The sequence below is a fragment of the Sphingopyxis sp. L1A2A genome (genome assembly GCF_005502465.1).
GTDB lineage: Bacteria > Pseudomonadota > Alphaproteobacteria > Sphingomonadales > Sphingomonadaceae > Sphingopyxis.
Map to the genome: position 1 here is coordinate 62,210 of NZ_SCOT01000012.1, position 14,407 is coordinate 76,616.

Genomic DNA, 14,407 nt, shown 5'->3' on the forward strand with positions numbered 1-14,407 from the left:
AGCGTAAGGCCGAGGGCGGGAGATTGCTTCGCTGCGCTCGCAATGACGAAGCTAAGATGGATCAGGCTTTCGCCTCCGCATCCTGCCGCGCCAGCCACTCTTCCAGCCATTTGATCGTATAATCGCCGTGAATAACGTCGGGGTCGGCGAGCAACGCCTGATGCAGCGGGATGTTGGTCTTGACCCCGGCGATCACCATTTCCTCGAGCGCGCGGCGCATCCGCATCATGCAGCTTTCGCGGGTGCGGCCATAAACGATCAGCTTGCCGATCATGCTGTCGTAATAGGGCGGGATTGAATAGCCGGCATACAGCCCGCTATCGACGCGAACGTGCATGCCGCCCGCGGCGTGATAATTGGTTACTTTGCCGGGTGAGGGCAAGAAGGTGCGCGGGTCTTCGGCATTGATGCGACATTCCATCGCATGGCCGCGGAACTCCAGGTCTTCCTGGCGCACCGACAGGCCAGCGCCGCCGGCGATGCGGATCTGTTCGCGGACCAGATCGAAGCCGGTGATCATCTCGGTCACCGGATGTTCGACCTGGATGCGGGTGTTCATCTCGATGAAGAAAAACTCGCCATTTTCCCAAAGGAATTCGATCGTGCCCGCGCCGCGATAATGCATCGCCGCCATCGCGTCGGCGCAGATGCCGCCCATGCGCGCGCGCTCCTCGGCCGAAATGATCGGCGAGGGCGCTTCTTCGAGCACTTTCTGGTGGCGGCGCTGGAGCGAGCAGTCGCGTTCGCCCAAATGGATGGCATTGCCTTGGCCGTCGCCGAAGATCTGAAATTCGATGTGGCGCGGGTTGCCGAGATATTTTTCCATATAGACGGTCGGATCGCCGAACGCCGCTGCGGCCTCGCTCGACGCCTGACCCATCAGGCTTTCCAGGCTGTCCTCGTCGGGGACGACCTTCATGCCGCGGCCGCCGCCGCCCGACGCGGCCTTGATCAGCACCGGATAGCCGATGGCGTCCGCCATTTTCCGGCATTCGTCGCCATAGGTGACCGCGCCGGGCGAGCCGGGCACCACCGGCAGGCCGAGTGCGACCGCGGTGCGCTTGGCCTCGACCTTGTCGCCCATGGTGCGGATATGTTCGGGCTTAGGCCCGACAAAGATCATGTCATGCGCTTCGATGATCTCGGCAAAACGCTCGTTTTCCGACAGGAAACCGTAACCCGGATGGATCGCGTCGGCGCCCGTAATCTCGGCCGCCGAGATGATCGCAGGGATATTGAGATAGCTGTCCTTGGCCGCCGGCGGGCCGATGCACACCGCCTCGTCGGCGAGCCGGACATGCATGGCATCGGCGTCGGCGGTCGAATGGACGGCGACCGTCTTGATTCCCATTTCGTGGCAGGCGCGGTGGATGCGAAGCGCGATCTCGCCGCGGTTGGCGATCAGCAGTTTCTCGATGGTCATGAGGCTGATCAGCCGATGGTGAACAGCGGCTGGTCGAATTCGACCGGCTGGCTATTCTCGACATGCACCGCCTTCAGCGTGCCCGACGTCGGCGCGACGATCGGGTTCATCACCTTCATCGCCTCGATGATCAGGACCGTGTCGCCTTCCTTCACCGCCGAACCGATGGCGGCGAAATTGGGCGCGCCGGGTTCGGGCGACAGATAGACGGTGCCGACCATCGGCGATTTCACCGCGCCCGCAAAGCTGTCGGCGGCGGGGGCGGCAGCGGCGGGCGCTGCGGCCGGAACGGCGGCGGCGGGTGCCGCCACAGGCGCGGGCGCATACGCTATGGGCGCTGCGGCAACCGCGGCCTTGCGCGCGACGCGGACCTTGCGATCGCCGTCTTCGACTTCGATTTCGGTCAGGCTGGTGTCGTCGAGCAGTTCGGCGAGCGCGCGCACATAGGCCGGATCGATATTGATGCCATCGTCTTTATGGTCACCCATGAGAATTTTCCTGTTGTTGCGGCGTCCATTGATAAGGACGCTCAGACCCCGTTTTTGATGCGCCCTCTTGTCAGAGACGCGCGGCGGCGTCCAGCGCCAGCGTATAGCTGTGTGCGCCATGGCCTGCAAAATGCTGAACCGCCGCCATGCCGACATAGCTGATGTGGCGAAACGCTTCGCGCTGCATCGGATCGGACAGATGAACCTCGATCACCGGCACCTTGATCGACTTGATCGCGTCGTGGAGCGCGATGGAGGTGTGGGTATAGCCACCCGCGTTGAGCAGCACCGCCTTGGCGCCCGCGACATAGGCCTCGTGCAACCAGTCGATTAGCACGCCTTCATGGTTGGTCTGGCGGCACTCGACCCGCAGGCCGAGCGCGGCAGCCTGCGCCTCGAGCCGGGCGTGGATGTCGTTCAGCGTGTCATGGCCGTAAATCTCCGGCTCGCGGGTGCCGAGCAGGTTGAGGTTGGGGCCGGAAAACACAAAAACGGTCGGCTTGTCGGTCAATGCTGGGGCTTTCGGTTGCGGCAAGGGACGCTCCCCCTATATGGGCTGCTCGGCAAAAGGCAAAGCAAGGCGGGTACGCGGTGATTTCTGTCATCCTCAACGGCGATCCAAGGCAGGTGCGCGAAGGCAGCATCGCCGACCTTGTCGCCTCGCTGGGCCTCGACGTCAAAAAGGTCGCGGTCGAGCGCAACCGCGAAATCGTGCCGCGCTCGACGCTGGCCGATGTGGCGCTGGCCGAGGGCGATGCCCTGGAAATTGTTCATTTTGTGGGAGGCGGTTGTTGACCGACACTTGGAGCGTTGCCGGGCGGACATTCACGTCGCGGCTGATTGTCGGGACCGGCAAGTATAAGGATTTCGAGCAGAATGCGGCGGCGGTCGCGGCGTCGGGGGCGGAAATCGTCACCGTCGCGGTGCGCCGGGTCAATGTGTCGGATCCGGCGGCGCCGATGCTCACCGACTATATCGATCCGAAAAAGATCACCTACCTGCCCAACACCGCGGGCTGTTTCAACGCCGACGACGCGATCCGCACCTTGCGGCTGGCGCGCGAGGCGGGCGGCTGGGATCTGGTGAAGCTGGAAGTGCTGGGCGAGGCGAAGACGCTGTATCCCAATATGCGCGAAACGCTGGAGGCGACCGAGGTGCTGGCCAAGGAAGGTTTCCTGCCGATGGTCTATTGCGTCGACGATCCGATCGCCGCGAAGCAGCTCGAGGATGCGGGCGCGGTTGCCGTGATGCCGCTGGGCGCGCCGATCGGATCGGGGCTGGGCATCCAGAACCGGGTGACGATCCGCCTGATCGTCGAGGGCGCGTCGGTGCCGGTGCTGGTCGATGCCGGGGTCGGCACGGCGAGCGACGCGGCGGTGGCGATGGAACTCGGCTGCGACGGGGTGCTGATGAATACCGCGATCGCCGAGGCCAAGGATCCGATCCGCATGGCGCGGGCGATGAAGCTGGCGGTCGAGGCGGGGCGCGATGCGTATCTCGCGGGGCGCATGGGCGTTCGCCGCTACGCCGATCCGTCGAGCCCGCTGGCGGGGCTGATCTAGCGCCATGAAAATCGCTTCGTTGCTGGCCGCGGTCCTGCTGGCCGTTCCCCTGACCGCGGCCGCGCAGGCGCCGATCGATAGCCATGTCCATCTGTGGAATGGCGAAAAGTCGATCGCGGAATATGAGGCGCAGGTGAAGGGCGCCGGGCTGACGGTCGCGGCGTTCGGCGGCATGTGGTTCGGTGGCCCGGAAAATCAGGCGCTCGCGGGCAAGCCGGACAGCATCCGCGCGCATAATGACGCGCTGGTCGCGCTGGCGAAAAAACATCCGAACATGGTGCCGATTGCGACGGTGCATCCTTACGACGGTTCGGCGGCGATGGAGGAATTGCAGCGTGTCGCGGGACTGGGCGTCAGGCTGCTTAAGATTCATCCGCATACGCAGAAATTCGATCCCGCCGACCCGCGCGTGCTGGCGCTGGTCCGGCGCGCGGGCGAGCTTGGAATCACGGTCGTCATGGACAATGCGAATATCGTCCCCGGCGGCGACAGCGAAAAGCTGTTCAACCTTGCGCTGGCCGCGCCGAAGACGAAGTTCGTGTTTGCGCATATGGGCGGCCTGAATTTCCGCTTCTGGAATATCCTGAAAATGGCGCGGACCGCCGAGGGGCTGTTCGGCAACAATATCTATTTCGACATTTCGGCGATGGTCACACTCGCCGCCGATGCGCCGATCGAGGAGGAGTTTATCTGGACGATGCGCAATGTCGGGATCGATCACATATTGATCGGGTCGGACTATCCGCAATTCTCGCTGAAACAGACGCTCGATGCGCTTGAAAAACTGGACCTCACGCCCGCCGAAAAGGCCAAAATCCGCTCCGAGAACGCGCGCGATCTTTTGGAGCTGAAGCCTTGAGCCGTGCTCAGAAGGGCGCGGGTGGGCGGTAGAGCATTTCGATCCGTTCGATCTGGCCATTGATGCCCAGCACGACCTCGACATCCCATAGCAATTTGCCGGGGCCATCGGGCAGCACGACGATCCGATACGGCTGCCACAATTTGTTGTCGGTCGCCTTGCGCTCGACGCTGAATGTCTTGGCGAGCGGCAGGCGGAGAAACGTGTCGCGCGGCGCGACGCGCGTCATCGGATAAGATGCGGGCGCGCCAGAGAGCAGCTCGAAAAAGACCTGGTCCTGCTTTTTCACCTTTGCCTGCGCGTCAGCGACTTTCGCGATCAGCGCCTTCGCCTCGTCATCGGTCAGGCCGCGCAGCTGCATTTGCGGTGCGGCCTGCGGCGGTGCGGGCTGGGCAAGGGTGGCGGGGGCGGGGGCGAGCAGCAGCGCGCTTGCCGCGATCAGGATCGAGCGTGAAAATGTCATACCGGCATTCAATTCGATTTCGGCCGCAGGTCAATTACCCTTTTTTCAGAACAGTTTGTCGGACGCGCGGAACATTGGCGCCGATGGCCCGTTGGTTGGACAAGAGGCATCGTCGCCTCGGCCAAGAGCAAGGAGAAATTCCATGGGTGAACTCACCGAAAAAGCCAAAGGTCTCGCCAACGAAGCCGCTGGCAACACCAAACAGGCGATTGGCAAGGCGACCGACAACGAGCGTCTGCGCCAGGAAGGCGAAGCGCAGGAGCGCAAGGGCGAGGCCCAGAATTTGAAGGGCAAGGTCGAAGGCGCGCTCGGCAACAAGGTCTGACGAATTGTTCGTCCGATAAGAAAAAGGCCCCGGGAAACCGGGGCCTTTTTTGTTGGTTTCCTCCCCATGGCTTCGCCACAGGGAGGGTCCAAATTATTTGCCGCCCGACGCCACCAGATCGACGTCGGTCATGCCGCCGTCGCGGCGCGCCATGATGACATAGCCGAGGTCGCCCTTGGTGCCGCCCAGCATATGTTCGCTGCCGTTGACCCGGTGATCGCTGGTGTAGCCGGCGCGGACCGCCATCGTGTGGTAATAGTCGAGCACGCCCTGAATCGACGCCGCGGTCTGGAAATTGACGACGCGGATGTTGCACTTGCCGCCGGCGATGCCCGCGGCTTCGCGCAGCGTCGCGCGCGGATAGAGTTTGAACGCGGCGGGCAGGCGGTCGGCCCACTGATTGCCATAGGTCAGCTTGGCGTCGCACGCGCCCTTCGACTGGTCGCGGGCGAGCGCACCGATGGTGACCGGGCGCTGTTTGGTGTCGCAACCGTCGCAGCCGGCCTCGAACGGCAGCGCCTTGGGGGCGGTCAGCAATTTGCCCGCGGCCTGCGCCGCGGCGGCTTCGGCGGCGGTCGCGGCCTTGCCGCCCGAAACGCCGGGAACCCCGCCGTCGACGGGCTTGTTGCCCGGGCCGACGGCATTCTGGTTCGACTGGCCGGCGAGCTTGGGATCGACCATGATCTTGTCTTCGAGCGAGCCCTTGACCGCCGGGTCGGCACTGGTCAGCCCGTCGTCAAGCGGCGTGAGTTCGGACTTCGCTTCGGGATTGTCCCGGCAACCGGCAAGCGGTGCCGCCGCCATCAGCAGGCCGGTGACCAGCCATTTTCCGCGCAACATCATCGCTAACACTCCCTTAATCTTTGAACCGGATTGCCCGATCCTGGTTAAAAAGGCGCAAAGAAAATGCGTTAACGGGTAACACTTTATTAGCCGAAAACTGTCTCGGAGCGAGACGTTTTCGGGTTGCAACGGATCAGCCGCGAGGTCGCAACCGCCGCCTGGCGGTGGATCACCGCCTGCCGGTAAACGGGGTCGGTGACCATGTCCAGAAACGCCGCGCTGGTCGGATATTCGGCGATGAACACCGCGTCCCACGTCTCATCGGCCGGGCCGATCACCATCGCCTCCATCGTCCCGCGCCACACGATCCGGCCGCCGACGCGCTGGAATATCGGGCCGCTGTCGGTGCCGTAACGCGCGTAAGCCTCCGCACCGGTCAGCCCGCTGCCCGCAAGCGGATGATCGGCGGGGTAGGTCGCTGCCGCCTTGAAGCGGACGAGGTTGAGCATGTGGATCACGGTGTCGCGGGGCAGCGCCTTGAATGCCTCGAATTGCGCGCGTTCGGGGTCGACATGCTGATCGCTCATGGCAGGAATTCCTTGCGCTTGATCCGCCAGGCGTCAGCGCTCTGCGTCCAGGCGTCGACGGGCGCATCCTCGAACGGTGCGGGCAGGCGGGTCGGGCCGCTGTTGGTCGCGCCGAGCCGGGTCGCCAGTGCTTGCGACCGGATGTTGGCGGGATCGATGCTGTGCATCAGTTCGGGCCATTTGAGGAATTCGACCGCAAAATCGCAGGCCGCGACAGTGCCTTCAAAGGCATAGCCCTTGCCGGCAAATTTGGCGCGCACGCCATAGCCGATTTCGGGCGCCGGCCAGCCGTCGGGTTCCCACGGGCCGAGCCGCCCGACCCATTCGCCGCTCGCGCGCTCGATCACCGAAAACATCGAAAAACCGCGAATGTGCCAGGCGCCGGCCAGCGTACACCACATCCGCCACGCCGATGCGCGCGGGCAGGTGCCGCCGATGAATTTCATCGTATCCGCCTCGGCGCACATTTCGGCAAAGCCGTCGAAATCCTCGGTCGCGGGTGGGCGCAGGATCAGCCGTTCGGTCACGAGCAGGGGGCCGTTGAGCATGATCATCCTCTCCTTGCCGCGGCGACAGGCGCCTGCTTTGCGGCAAGTTGAGGGGAGGAACAAGCGCGAACTGATGCGCCTGGATTGGGCACGCGGTCGAGGGCGCCAACGACCAGGTTGGCGCCCTCTCCATCACGTGTGCGGGCGGAGGGGTCTCGGACCCACACCCGTAACGGGGTCTCTATCGCTTAGCGGCAGCGATATTTGTCGCGGTCGATCTCGCGGCCGAGCAGGGCGCCAGCGCCAGCGCCGATCACGGTGCCGAGCAACTTGTCGCCGCGGCCAGCGATTTCGTTACCGGCGAGGCCGCCAACGGCGCCGCCGATCAACAGGCCGGTCGTGCCATTGTCGCGCTTGCAGCGATAACGGCCGTCGCCATCACGCCACACGCGGGTGTTCGCATTGACGCGCTGGTCATGGTAATGACGCTTCTTGCGCTTGTGAAAGCCGCTCGATTGCTCAAGCTGATGGAAACCGTCGGCCTTGGCCGGGGCCGCTATACCGGCATAGGCCGGGGCGGTGAGGGCGACGCTGGCGGCGGCAATGGCGCCCATCAGGCCTTTGTTGAAATTACGCATCTTATATCCTTTCCTGGTGCCGCGCCTTGTGCCGCGAACGGCTCTGGGCGCTTCGAGATGGAAAACGAGCCATCCCCGGATCGCGTTGCATGAACGCCCGGCAACAAGACGAAGCGAGCGTTTTCATCGATGAACCGAAAGGCTCTTGCCGCATCGCAACGGGCGTGCGACATATCCTCCATGCTGAATATTGCCTCGCTCGTCATCGGCGCCATCGCTTTGGTTTTGGCCGTTTTTGCTTTCATCCCGCTGCTCGGCTGGGCGAATTGGGTGATCGTGCCCTTTGCCGTCGTCGGGCTGGCGCTCGGTGCGATGTCGAGCAGCACCAGCGGCCGTAATCTGAACATCGTTGTCATCGTCATCGGCGTTGTCCGCCTGATGCTGGGCGGCGGCATCATCTGATCTCCGGCCGAAAGGCAGCTTTCATTCCATGAACCAGCCGAACGCCCCCGCGGCCACCCCGCAGCGCGGCTTGCCCTATGCGCTGGGCGCCTATGCGATATGGGGTTTTGTTCCGCTGTTCTTCAAATTGCTGGCGGATGTGCCGCCGGTCGAGGTGTTGGCGCAGCGCATCGTGTGGTCGCTGCCACTGTGCTTCGTCATCATGGCGTTCCGGCGTCAGATCGGCGATTATCTGGCCGCGCTGAAGGATTGGCGCGTCCTGCGCCTGCTGCTCGCCAGTTCGGTGCTGATCGCGCTCAACTGGCTGGTCTATATCCACGCGGTGTTTACCGACCATCTGCTGGCGGCGAGCCTGGGCTATTATCTCAATCCGCTGATCAATGTGCTGCTGGGAATGGTCTTTCTCGGCGAACGATTGAGCCGGTTACAGGCGGCCGCGGTGGTCATTGCGGGCATCGGCGTCGCAATCCTGCTCGCGGGCGCGCTTGATACGCTGTGGATCAGCCTGACGCTGGCGCTCAGTTTCGGCACCTATGGGTTGATCCGCAAGATCGTGCCGGTCGGATCGTTGCCGGGGCTGGCGATCGAGACGACCTTGTTGTTGCCGCTGTCGGCCGCCGCGGCCGCCTATTATCTATGGATTGGCGATGGGCGCGGTTTCGGGGCCAGCGGTGAGATCAGCTGGCTGCTGGCGGCGGCGGGGGTCGTTACCGCGGTGCCGTTGCTGCTGTTCGCGACCGCGGCGCGTCGAATGAGCTATGCGGCGCTTGGTTTCGTTCAATATCTGGCACCCAGCATCGTCTTTTTGCTGGGGCTTTTTGTGTTCGACGAGCCGCTGAAACCGGCGCAGCTGTTCAGCTTCCTGCTCATCTGGACCAGTATCGCGGTGTTCAGTTTCGACATGTGGCGCAAGATGCGGGCGGACCGGATGGTGGCGGTGGCGTAGAATTGCCTGCCTATCTGTTCGTCATGCCGGACCCTTCGACAAGCTCAGGACAGGCTTGATCCGGCATCCATGATCACGGTCGTTGCTTGGACCCTGGATCAAGTCCGGGGTGACGAAGCAGGAAAAGGCGGCGACGGTTAGGTTGCCAGCCGCCAGCCGAGCGTCTCACCGGCATGGAACGGGACGACATCGCCGATCTTGTCCGGCACGACGACGTCGGCACGTTCCAGCGTCACCATGCCCTCATTGAGCGGCAGGCCGTAGAAGCGCGGCCCGTGTTCGCTGGCGAAACCCTCGAAATGGGCCAGCGCGCCATCCTGATCGAACGCCGTCACATAGCTTTCGAGCGCGAAGGGGGCATTGAAGATGCCGGCGCAGCCGCACGACGCTTCCTTGGTGTGCACGGCGTGCGGAGCGCTGTCGGTGCCGAGGAAGAATTTGGGCGAGCCCGAGGTCGCGGCGGCGCGGACCGCGAGGCGGTGATGCTCGCGCTTGGCGACCGGCAGGCAATAGGCGTGCGGGCGGATGCCGCCGACCAGCATCGCGTTGCGGTTGATGTGGAGATGCTGCGGGGTGATCGTCGCCGCGACATTGGCGGGGGCGTCGGCGACGAACTGCGCGGCCTCGGCGGTCGTAATATGCTCAAACACGATTTTCAGCGCGGGAAGGGCGCGGACCAGCGGTTCCAGGGTGCGCTCGATAAACACCGCCTCGCGGTCGAAGATGTCGACATCATGGTCGGTAACCTCGCCATGGATCAGCAGCGGCATGCCGATCGCCTGCATCCGCTCAAGCACGCCCATGATGTTGGCGACGTTGGTAACCCCGTGCGCGCTGCCAGTGGTGGCGTGGGCGGGGTAGAGCTTGGCGGCGGTGAACACCCCCTCGGCATGGCCGCGCGCGATCTCGTCTGGGTCGGTGGCGTCGGTCAGATAGGCGACGATCAGCGGGGTGAAGTCGAGATCGGCGGGGACTGCGGCGTTGATCCGGTCGCGGTAAGCGCGGCCTTCTTCGGCGGTGGTCACCGGCGGCGACAGATTCGGCATGACGATCGCGCGGGCAAACTGGCGCGCGGTATAGCGCGCGACATGATCGAGCATCGCGCCGTCGCGCAGATGGACGTGCCAGTCGTCGGGGCGGCGGATCGTCAGGCGGTCGGTCATGCGGGTCTCGCGAAGAAATGGGTGCTTGGTTTTGGCTGCCGCGTCCCTAGATTATCGCCATGGCCAATACCACCCTCTCGACGACTTTGGTCGACCGCGCGCTCGTTCGCTTATCGGGGGACGACGTCCGCGGTTTCCTGCAAGGGCTAGTCACCAACGATACCTCGGGCGAACTGCCGGTGTGGGCCGCGCTGCTCTCCGCGCAAGGCAAGGCGCTGTTCGATTTCCTGATCTGGGCGGATGGCGACGACATCCTGATCGACTGCGAGCGCGATGCAGCGGGCGATCTGGCGAAACGCCTGACCCTGTACCGCCTGCGCCGCGCGATTACGATCGAACGTGAACCCGATCTGTGCGTCCATTGGGCGCCGGGCGGCAGTGTCGGGGTTGTCGATCCGCGGCTGCCCGAACTCGGCCAGCGCTGGCTGGCTCCGGCTGATGGTGACGCGGGGGCCGACGATGCCTGGCGCGCGCACCGGCTGGCGCTGGGCGTTGGCGAGGGCCGCGCCGAGCTGGGCGACGGTACGACCCTGTGGCTCGAATGCAATGCCGCTGAACTGAACGGGGTCAGCTTTACCAAGGGCTGCTACGTCGGGCAGGAGAATACCGCGCGGATGAACTGGCGGCAAAAGGTCAACCGGCGGCTGGTCGTGGTGCCGATCGCCGATGCCGACGAAAAGCGGCAAGTGATCGCTTATCCCGCGCTCGGCTGGTCGGTCGAACATCGGCGGGTGGAGGCGATCGACGCTGCCACCGCGCCGTCGTGGATGCGTAGCGCACTGGTGCCCACGGGCGCCTGACAGGCGCAGCGTTTGCTGCTATGATGCGGCCATGCGCGCTTTCCTGATCTCGTCGGCGCTGGCCGCCGCACTCGCCACGCCCGCTCTCGCGACCGAGACCGGCGCACCTACACCATTATTGTCGGTGGAAACCGAAGCGCCCGCACCGCCGGCGCGGCTGGTCCCGCTCGCCGCCGATTCGGCCTGGACGCCGCGGTTCGCCGCGGCCGCCGACGAACTGGCGGCGGCGCTGCGCTCGCGCGACGAGGCGCGCTGGGCGCCGCTGTTGGGCGGGCAATGGCTGGCGGCGGCCGATCGCGCGCGGGTCGCAGGATTGCTCCGCGACGGCGATGGGCCTTTGTACCACGCGCTGTTTTCCAAGGGGTTCAGGCACCGTGCGATCCTGGGCTGGAGCGCCCCGTCGTCGCTGAGCATCGACGAGCGCGCCGCAATCGAAGCCGGGACCGAGGCCGAGGCGCTGGTATGCTGGTCGGCGGGCGGCGATGGTATTGGCGTGTGGCCGAAGACTGCCGCCGATGCCGACAATCGGGCGGATCGCCGCTATGCCTGCGCGCGGATCGCGTACAGCATCCGCGGCGACGCGCCGGTGTGGCGGGCGTTCATCGAACAGCCGCCCGCTTAACCAATCCCCAACCCTATGCTGCGAAAAGACGCAGCATGTTCGGGCGTTTCCTTGGCTTGGCCGCGGTCATCGCGGTCGCATCGATCGGCATGGCGGGGCTCGCCAGCCGGTCCGCGCCGAGCGATGCCGTCGAAACGACCGCCGCTATTTCAGGCAATCACGACAATTGGACGACGCACAAGCTGCGCAAGGACCGGTCTTTGGCCGCGGCCGAAGTCGCGGGCAATTCGGGCCCGCCGGGTGAGGCGCTGCTCGCCCGGTCGAGCGATTCGCATTTCTATGCCGATGCCGACATCGACGGCACCAACATTCGCGTGATGGTCGACAGCGGCGCGTCGATCGTCGCGCTGACGCGGCGCGATGCCGAGGCGATCGGCATCGATGTCGATCGCCTGCCGATCACCGGTACCGCGCGCACCGCAGGCGGTGACGTTCCGATGCGGACGGTCATGCTCGACAGCGTCGACATCGACGGGCTGGAAGTCCGGCGCGTCGAAGCCGCAGTGGTCGACGCCGATATGGGCGTGTCGCTGCTCGGGCAAAGCTATCTGTCGCGGCTGGCCGCGGTGAATGTCGAAGGTGACACGATGACGCTGCGCTGAGGTGCGCTATTTCGCTTTCTTGTCGATCAATACCGCCTGTTGCCAGCGGCTCGGCGCCTTGTCGGTGCGGTGGATGCACCCCACCCAGCAACAGGGGCGCCGCTTTCCTTCGTGCAGTTCCTCGCGCGTTCGCTCGATCCGGTGTGCGCGGGTTTTGGCCTGTTTGGCGTCATCGACCCAGCAAATGAACTCGTTGCGGCCGAGCGGGGTCAGGCTTTCCCACAGCGCCAGCGTTTCGGGGTTGGACACCAGTGCCGCCTGCATGTCGTCGCGCGCCTCATGGACGGTTCCGTGGGAAAAGGCCTTGGTCATGGTGCCATTCAATATGCCGTCAGGAGCGGCGGGTCAAATTGGCGCGGTGGCCCGGTCAACGGGTCATGCAGCCGCCGTGGCTTGCCATTTCGGCTACATTTCCCCACATCACCGCGCATGAACGCTCCCAATCCTCCGATGCGCGCGGCGATCGTGCCGGTCACCGCTTTCCAGCAGAATTGCACCCTCCTTTGGTGCACCGCGACCAACAAGGCGGCGTTCGTCGATCCCGGCGGCGACCTCGACAAGCTGAAGGATGCGGTGCGCCAGACCGGGGTCGAGATCGAAAAGATCCTGGTCACCCATGGTCATATGGATCATTGCGGGCAGGCGGGGATGCTGGCGAAGGAGCTGGGGGTGCCGATCGAGGGGCCGCACGAGGATGACCGTTTCTGGATCGAAGCCTTTGCCGAGGACGGCGCGCGCTTCGGCATGGTCGGCGAGACGTTCGAGCCCGATCGCTGGCTGGTCGATGGCGACACGGTGACGGTCGGCAATCTGACCATCGATGTTATCCACTGCCCCGGCCACACGCCGGGGCATGTCGTGTTCCACCACGCGCCATCGAAGCTGGCGATTGTCGGCGACGTGATTTTTCAGGGATCGATCGGGCGCACCGACTTTCCGCGCGGCAATCACCAGCAATTGCTCGATTCGATTACCCAGAAACTGTGGCCGCTTGGCGGCGACACGACCTTCCTGCCCGGGCATGGCGCGCACAGCAATTTCGCGCACGAGCGGCGGACGAACCCGTTTGTGGGCGATATGGCGCTGGGGACGGCGGGTTAACCGAGGATCGTTCGGCCGTCATTGCGAGGAGCGCAGCGACGCGGCGATCCCCAGCTGTCGGCCTTGCGCTGGGCCGCTTGCTGGAGATTGCTTCGCTACGCTCGCAATGACGGAGCTTTTACTTCGGCGTCACCACCGTCGTTTCGTCGATTTCGGTCGTCGTAACGCTCATCGGCGTCAAATAGACGATCGCCAGGGCACCAAGCGCAAGGCCGAGCTGGGTCAGCATGGTGATGATCGTTCCGACCATGCGGCCCCACATCATGCCGTCCATGCCCAAGGCGTGCAGGATACGCCCGACCAGGTACAGCGCGCCGACGCCCCATAGCCACATCGACGACCCCAGACCGAGTTCGACCAGCGCGAGCAGGATTAGGACAAAAGCGGTGTTTTCAACAAAATTGCTGTGCGCGCGCATGCGGCGGGTCACCAGTTCGTTGCCGCCGTCGCCGACGAAAATCTTTTCTTTCGTGCGCACCCGTCCGACCCGCATCGAGAGCCACAGGTTGAGCAGCGCCGCGCCGGCGGCTATCGTCAGGCTGATCGGCAAGATTATCATATGCGTCCCCCATTTCGTTGGCCGGTCGCCCGGCGGTCGCGGAGGTGTGGCATTGCTGACAGGGCAGGGCAAGCGCGGCTTTCGCGCCCTCGTCACCCCGGACTTGATCCGGGGTCAATGACGCCGCCGCCGCGATGGACCCCGGATCAAGTCCGGAGTGACGAAGGAAGGGCAGGATACTGCCGTCACGGGGCTTGCCTTTGCGGGCAAAAACGCTATAGCCCCGCCCGATCCGGCACCCGACACCTTCTGGCGTTGAGGCACCCTTCGGCGGACGATTTTCTTGCCAGACCATGGCAGGGACAGCGTTTCGCACGGCGGGCGGGCCAGCCATTTCCGGCAACGGGGGTGACAAATCCGGGTAGCCGATTCGTGACACACTATTGAGAATGCAGGAAATATCATGGCCGTTCCCAAGCGAAAAACCTCGCCCTCGAAGCGCGGCATGCGCCGTAGCCACGACAGCCTGAAGGTCGAAGCCTTTCAGGAATGTCCGAACTGTGGCGAGCTGAAGCGCCCGCACAATCTTTGCAACGCCTGTGGCCATTATAATGGCCGCGAAGTGCTGTCGGTCGGCGCCTGACCCCTAGCCGGAG

General features: G+C 64.4%; 22 protein-coding genes. 11 read left to right on the plus strand and 11 right to left on the minus strand.

Annotation, left to right across the window (positions count from 1 at the left end):
* Window positions 1–61: 61 nt before the first annotated feature.
* The 3 genes from accC to FFS68_RS09475 all read right to left on the minus strand — a co-directional run bounded on the left by accC (window position 62) and on the right by FFS68_RS09475 (window position 2,422).
* Window positions 62–1,423, minus strand: coding sequence for an acetyl-CoA carboxylase biotin carboxylase subunit (gene accC / locus FFS68_RS09465; protein ID WP_137752945.1), 1,362 nt, complete (start codon window positions 1,421–1,423; stop codon window positions 62–64).
* Between the two features lie 8 nt (window positions 1,424–1,431).
* A complete protein-coding gene (gene accB, locus FFS68_RS09470; protein ID WP_171003801.1) occupies window positions 1,432–1,911 on the minus strand; it encodes an acetyl-CoA carboxylase biotin carboxyl carrier protein in 480 nt (159 codons plus the stop codon).
* A 70-nt stretch (window positions 1,912–1,981) separates the two neighbouring features.
* Window positions 1,982–2,422: a type II 3-dehydroquinate dehydratase gene (locus tag FFS68_RS09475; RefSeq protein WP_137752946.1), complete on the minus strand. Its 441-nt coding sequence runs from the start codon at window positions 2,420–2,422 to the stop codon at window positions 1,982–1,984.
* 80 nt (window positions 2,423–2,502) lie between these two features.
* Here FFS68_RS09475 and thiS point away from each other — a divergent pair, with 80 nt between their 5' ends.
* The 3 genes from thiS to FFS68_RS09490 are packed head-to-tail and all read left to right on the plus strand — an operon-like array spanning window position 2,503 to window position 4,332.
* Complete coding sequence (gene thiS, locus FFS68_RS18260) at window positions 2,503–2,706, plus strand: sulfur carrier protein ThiS (protein ID WP_137752947.1); 204 nt, start codon at window positions 2,503–2,505, stop codon at window positions 2,704–2,706.
* Window positions 2,703–3,473, plus strand: coding sequence for a thiazole synthase (locus tag FFS68_RS09485; RefSeq protein ID WP_137752948.1), 771 nt, complete (start codon window positions 2,703–2,705; stop codon window positions 3,471–3,473). The genes thiS and FFS68_RS09485 overlap by 4 nt, the downstream gene beginning before the upstream one ends.
* A gap of 4 nt (window positions 3,474–3,477) precedes the next feature.
* Window positions 3,478–4,332, plus strand: coding sequence for an amidohydrolase family protein (locus FFS68_RS09490; RefSeq protein ID WP_137752949.1), 855 nt, complete (start codon window positions 3,478–3,480; stop codon window positions 4,330–4,332).
* 7 nt (window positions 4,333–4,339) lie between these two features.
* On the opposite strand, the gene FFS68_RS09495 is transcribed toward FFS68_RS09490, so the two are convergent.
* Entirely contained in the window at window positions 4,340–4,795 is a 456-nt protein-coding gene (locus FFS68_RS09495) for a hypothetical protein (RefSeq protein WP_137752950.1), read from the minus strand.
* Window positions 4,796–4,937: 142 nt separating this feature from the next.
* Between FFS68_RS09495 and FFS68_RS09500 the strand changes: the two genes are divergently transcribed.
* Window positions 4,938–5,120 (plus strand): CsbD family protein, encoded by a 183-nt coding sequence (locus tag FFS68_RS09500; RefSeq protein ID WP_137752951.1) that lies wholly within the window; start codon window positions 4,938–4,940, stop codon window positions 5,118–5,120.
* A 93-nt stretch (window positions 5,121–5,213) separates the two neighbouring features.
* Here FFS68_RS09500 and FFS68_RS09505 read toward each other — a convergent pair whose 3' ends face one another.
* The 4 genes from FFS68_RS09505 to FFS68_RS09520 form a co-directional block, all read right to left on the minus strand.
* Window positions 5,214–5,963: a hypothetical protein gene (locus tag FFS68_RS09505; RefSeq protein WP_137752952.1), complete on the minus strand. Its 750-nt coding sequence runs from the start codon at window positions 5,961–5,963 to the stop codon at window positions 5,214–5,216.
* A gap of 86 nt (window positions 5,964–6,049) precedes the next feature.
* Complete coding sequence (locus tag FFS68_RS09510) at window positions 6,050–6,490, minus strand: DUF1330 domain-containing protein (RefSeq protein ID WP_137752953.1); 441 nt, start codon at window positions 6,488–6,490, stop codon at window positions 6,050–6,052.
* Window positions 6,487–7,038, minus strand: a complete 552-nt coding sequence (locus FFS68_RS09515; protein WP_137752954.1) for a GNAT family N-acetyltransferase — start codon at window positions 7,036–7,038, stop codon at window positions 6,487–6,489. Before FFS68_RS09515 ends, FFS68_RS09510 begins: the two co-directional genes overlap by 4 nt.
* Window positions 7,039–7,226: 188 nt before the next feature.
* Window positions 7,227–7,616, minus strand: a complete 390-nt coding sequence (locus FFS68_RS09520) for a glycine zipper 2TM domain-containing protein (protein ID WP_137752955.1) — start codon at window positions 7,614–7,616, stop codon at window positions 7,227–7,229.
* Window positions 7,617–7,796: 180 nt separating this feature from the next.
* On the opposite strand from FFS68_RS09520, the gene FFS68_RS09525 reads away from it, so the two are divergent.
* Together FFS68_RS09525 and rarD are read left to right on the plus strand one after the other, a co-directional pair.
* Window positions 7,797–8,018: a hypothetical protein gene (locus FFS68_RS09525; protein WP_120216747.1), complete on the plus strand. Its 222-nt coding sequence runs from the start codon at window positions 7,797–7,799 to the stop codon at window positions 8,016–8,018.
* A gap of 28 nt (window positions 8,019–8,046) precedes the next feature.
* Entirely contained in the window at window positions 8,047–8,964 is a 918-nt protein-coding gene (rarD, locus tag FFS68_RS09530; protein WP_137752956.1) for an EamA family transporter RarD, read from the plus strand.
* A gap of 137 nt (window positions 8,965–9,101) precedes the next feature.
* Here the strand turns inward: rarD and pyrC are convergent, their stop codons facing one another.
* The gene (gene pyrC, locus FFS68_RS09535; RefSeq protein ID WP_137752957.1) at window positions 9,102–10,127 is read right to left on the minus strand and encodes a dihydroorotase; all 1,026 of its coding nucleotides are present in this window, start codon (window positions 10,125–10,127) and stop codon (window positions 9,102–9,104) included.
* A 59-nt stretch (window positions 10,128–10,186) separates the two neighbouring features.
* Between pyrC and FFS68_RS09540 the strand changes: the two genes are divergently transcribed.
* Genes FFS68_RS09540 through FFS68_RS09550 form a run of 3 tightly spaced genes read left to right on the plus strand, consistent with a single transcriptional unit; the run spans window position 10,187 to window position 12,151 of the window.
* Window positions 10,187–10,927 (plus strand): folate-binding protein YgfZ, encoded by a 741-nt coding sequence (locus FFS68_RS09540; RefSeq protein WP_137752958.1) that lies wholly within the window; start codon window positions 10,187–10,189, stop codon window positions 10,925–10,927.
* 31 nt (window positions 10,928–10,958) lie between these two features.
* Window positions 10,959–11,549, plus strand: a complete 591-nt coding sequence (locus FFS68_RS09545) for a hypothetical protein (RefSeq protein ID WP_137752959.1) — start codon at window positions 10,959–10,961, stop codon at window positions 11,547–11,549.
* A 35-nt stretch (window positions 11,550–11,584) separates the two neighbouring features.
* Window positions 11,585–12,151 carry a TIGR02281 family clan AA aspartic protease gene (locus FFS68_RS09550; RefSeq protein ID WP_137752960.1) on the plus strand — a complete coding sequence of 189 codons (567 nt, stop codon included), beginning with the start codon at window positions 11,585–11,587 and terminating at the stop codon, window positions 12,149–12,151.
* Window positions 12,152–12,157: 6 nt separating this feature from the next.
* On the opposite strand, the gene FFS68_RS09555 is transcribed toward FFS68_RS09550, so the two are convergent.
* Window positions 12,158–12,463, minus strand: a complete 306-nt coding sequence (locus tag FFS68_RS09555; protein ID WP_137752961.1) for a YdeI/OmpD-associated family protein — start codon at window positions 12,461–12,463, stop codon at window positions 12,158–12,160.
* Between the two features lie 117 nt (window positions 12,464–12,580).
* On the opposite strand from FFS68_RS09555, the gene FFS68_RS09560 reads away from it, so the two are divergent.
* Complete coding sequence (locus FFS68_RS09560; RefSeq protein ID WP_137752962.1) at window positions 12,581–13,252, plus strand: MBL fold metallo-hydrolase; 672 nt, start codon at window positions 12,581–12,583, stop codon at window positions 13,250–13,252.
* 118 nt (window positions 13,253–13,370) lie between these two features.
* Here the strand turns inward: FFS68_RS09560 and FFS68_RS09565 are convergent, their stop codons facing one another.
* The gene (locus tag FFS68_RS09565; protein ID WP_171003802.1) at window positions 13,371–13,811 is read right to left on the minus strand and encodes an MAPEG family protein; all 441 of its coding nucleotides are present in this window, start codon (window positions 13,809–13,811) and stop codon (window positions 13,371–13,373) included.
* 403 nt (window positions 13,812–14,214) lie between these two features.
* Here FFS68_RS09565 and rpmF point away from each other — a divergent pair, with 403 nt between their 5' ends.
* On the plus strand, window positions 14,215–14,394 hold the full coding sequence (gene rpmF, locus FFS68_RS09570) for a 50S ribosomal protein L32 (protein WP_137752963.1): 180 nt from the start codon (window positions 14,215–14,217) through the stop codon (window positions 14,392–14,394).
* Window positions 14,395–14,407: the final 13 nt, after the last annotated feature.

Coding starts and splice junctions, on each gene's coding strand:
- FFS68_RS09540 (WP_137752958.1), top strand. CDS start 10,187: ATGGCCAATACCACCCTCTCGACGACTTTGGTCGACCGCGCGCTCGTT.
- accB (WP_171003801.1), bottom strand. CDS start 1,911: ATGGGTGACCATAAAGACGATGGCATCAATATCGATCCGGCCTATGTG.
- rpmF (WP_137752963.1), top strand. CDS start 14,215: ATGGCCGTTCCCAAGCGAAAAACCTCGCCCTCGAAGCGCGGCATGCGC.
- FFS68_RS09500 (WP_137752951.1), top strand. CDS start 4,938: ATGGGTGAACTCACCGAAAAAGCCAAAGGTCTCGCCAACGAAGCCGCT.
- FFS68_RS09495 (WP_137752950.1), bottom strand. CDS start 4,795: ATGACATTTTCACGCTCGATCCTGATCGCGGCAAGCGCGCTGCTGCTC.
- FFS68_RS09560 (WP_137752962.1), top strand. CDS start 12,581: ATGAACGCTCCCAATCCTCCGATGCGCGCGGCGATCGTGCCGGTCACC.
- FFS68_RS09505 (WP_137752952.1), bottom strand. CDS start 5,963: ATGATGTTGCGCGGAAAATGGCTGGTCACCGGCCTGCTGATGGCGGCG.
- FFS68_RS09555 (WP_137752961.1), bottom strand. CDS start 12,463: ATGACCAAGGCCTTTTCCCACGGAACCGTCCATGAGGCGCGCGACGAC.
- FFS68_RS09490 (WP_137752949.1), top strand. CDS start 3,478: ATGAAAATCGCTTCGTTGCTGGCCGCGGTCCTGCTGGCCGTTCCCCTG.
- FFS68_RS09545 (WP_137752959.1), top strand. CDS start 10,959: ATGCGCGCTTTCCTGATCTCGTCGGCGCTGGCCGCCGCACTCGCCACG.
- FFS68_RS09520 (WP_137752955.1), bottom strand. CDS start 7,616: ATGCGTAATTTCAACAAAGGCCTGATGGGCGCCATTGCCGCCGCCAGC.
- pyrC (WP_137752957.1), bottom strand. CDS start 10,127: ATGACCGACCGCCTGACGATCCGCCGCCCCGACGACTGGCACGTCCAT.
- accC (WP_137752945.1), bottom strand. CDS start 1,423: ATGACCATCGAGAAACTGCTGATCGCCAACCGCGGCGAGATCGCGCTT.
- FFS68_RS09550 (WP_137752960.1), top strand. CDS start 11,585: ATGTTCGGGCGTTTCCTTGGCTTGGCCGCGGTCATCGCGGTCGCATCG.
- FFS68_RS09565 (WP_171003802.1), bottom strand. CDS start 13,811: ATGATAATCTTGCCGATCAGCCTGACGATAGCCGCCGGCGCGGCGCTG.
- FFS68_RS09525 (WP_120216747.1), top strand. CDS start 7,797: ATGCTGAATATTGCCTCGCTCGTCATCGGCGCCATCGCTTTGGTTTTG.
- FFS68_RS09510 (WP_137752953.1), bottom strand. CDS start 6,490: ATGAGCGATCAGCATGTCGACCCCGAACGCGCGCAATTCGAGGCATTC.
- rarD (WP_137752956.1), top strand. CDS start 8,047: ATGAACCAGCCGAACGCCCCCGCGGCCACCCCGCAGCGCGGCTTGCCC.
- FFS68_RS09515 (WP_137752954.1), bottom strand. CDS start 7,038: ATGCTCAACGGCCCCCTGCTCGTGACCGAACGGCTGATCCTGCGCCCA.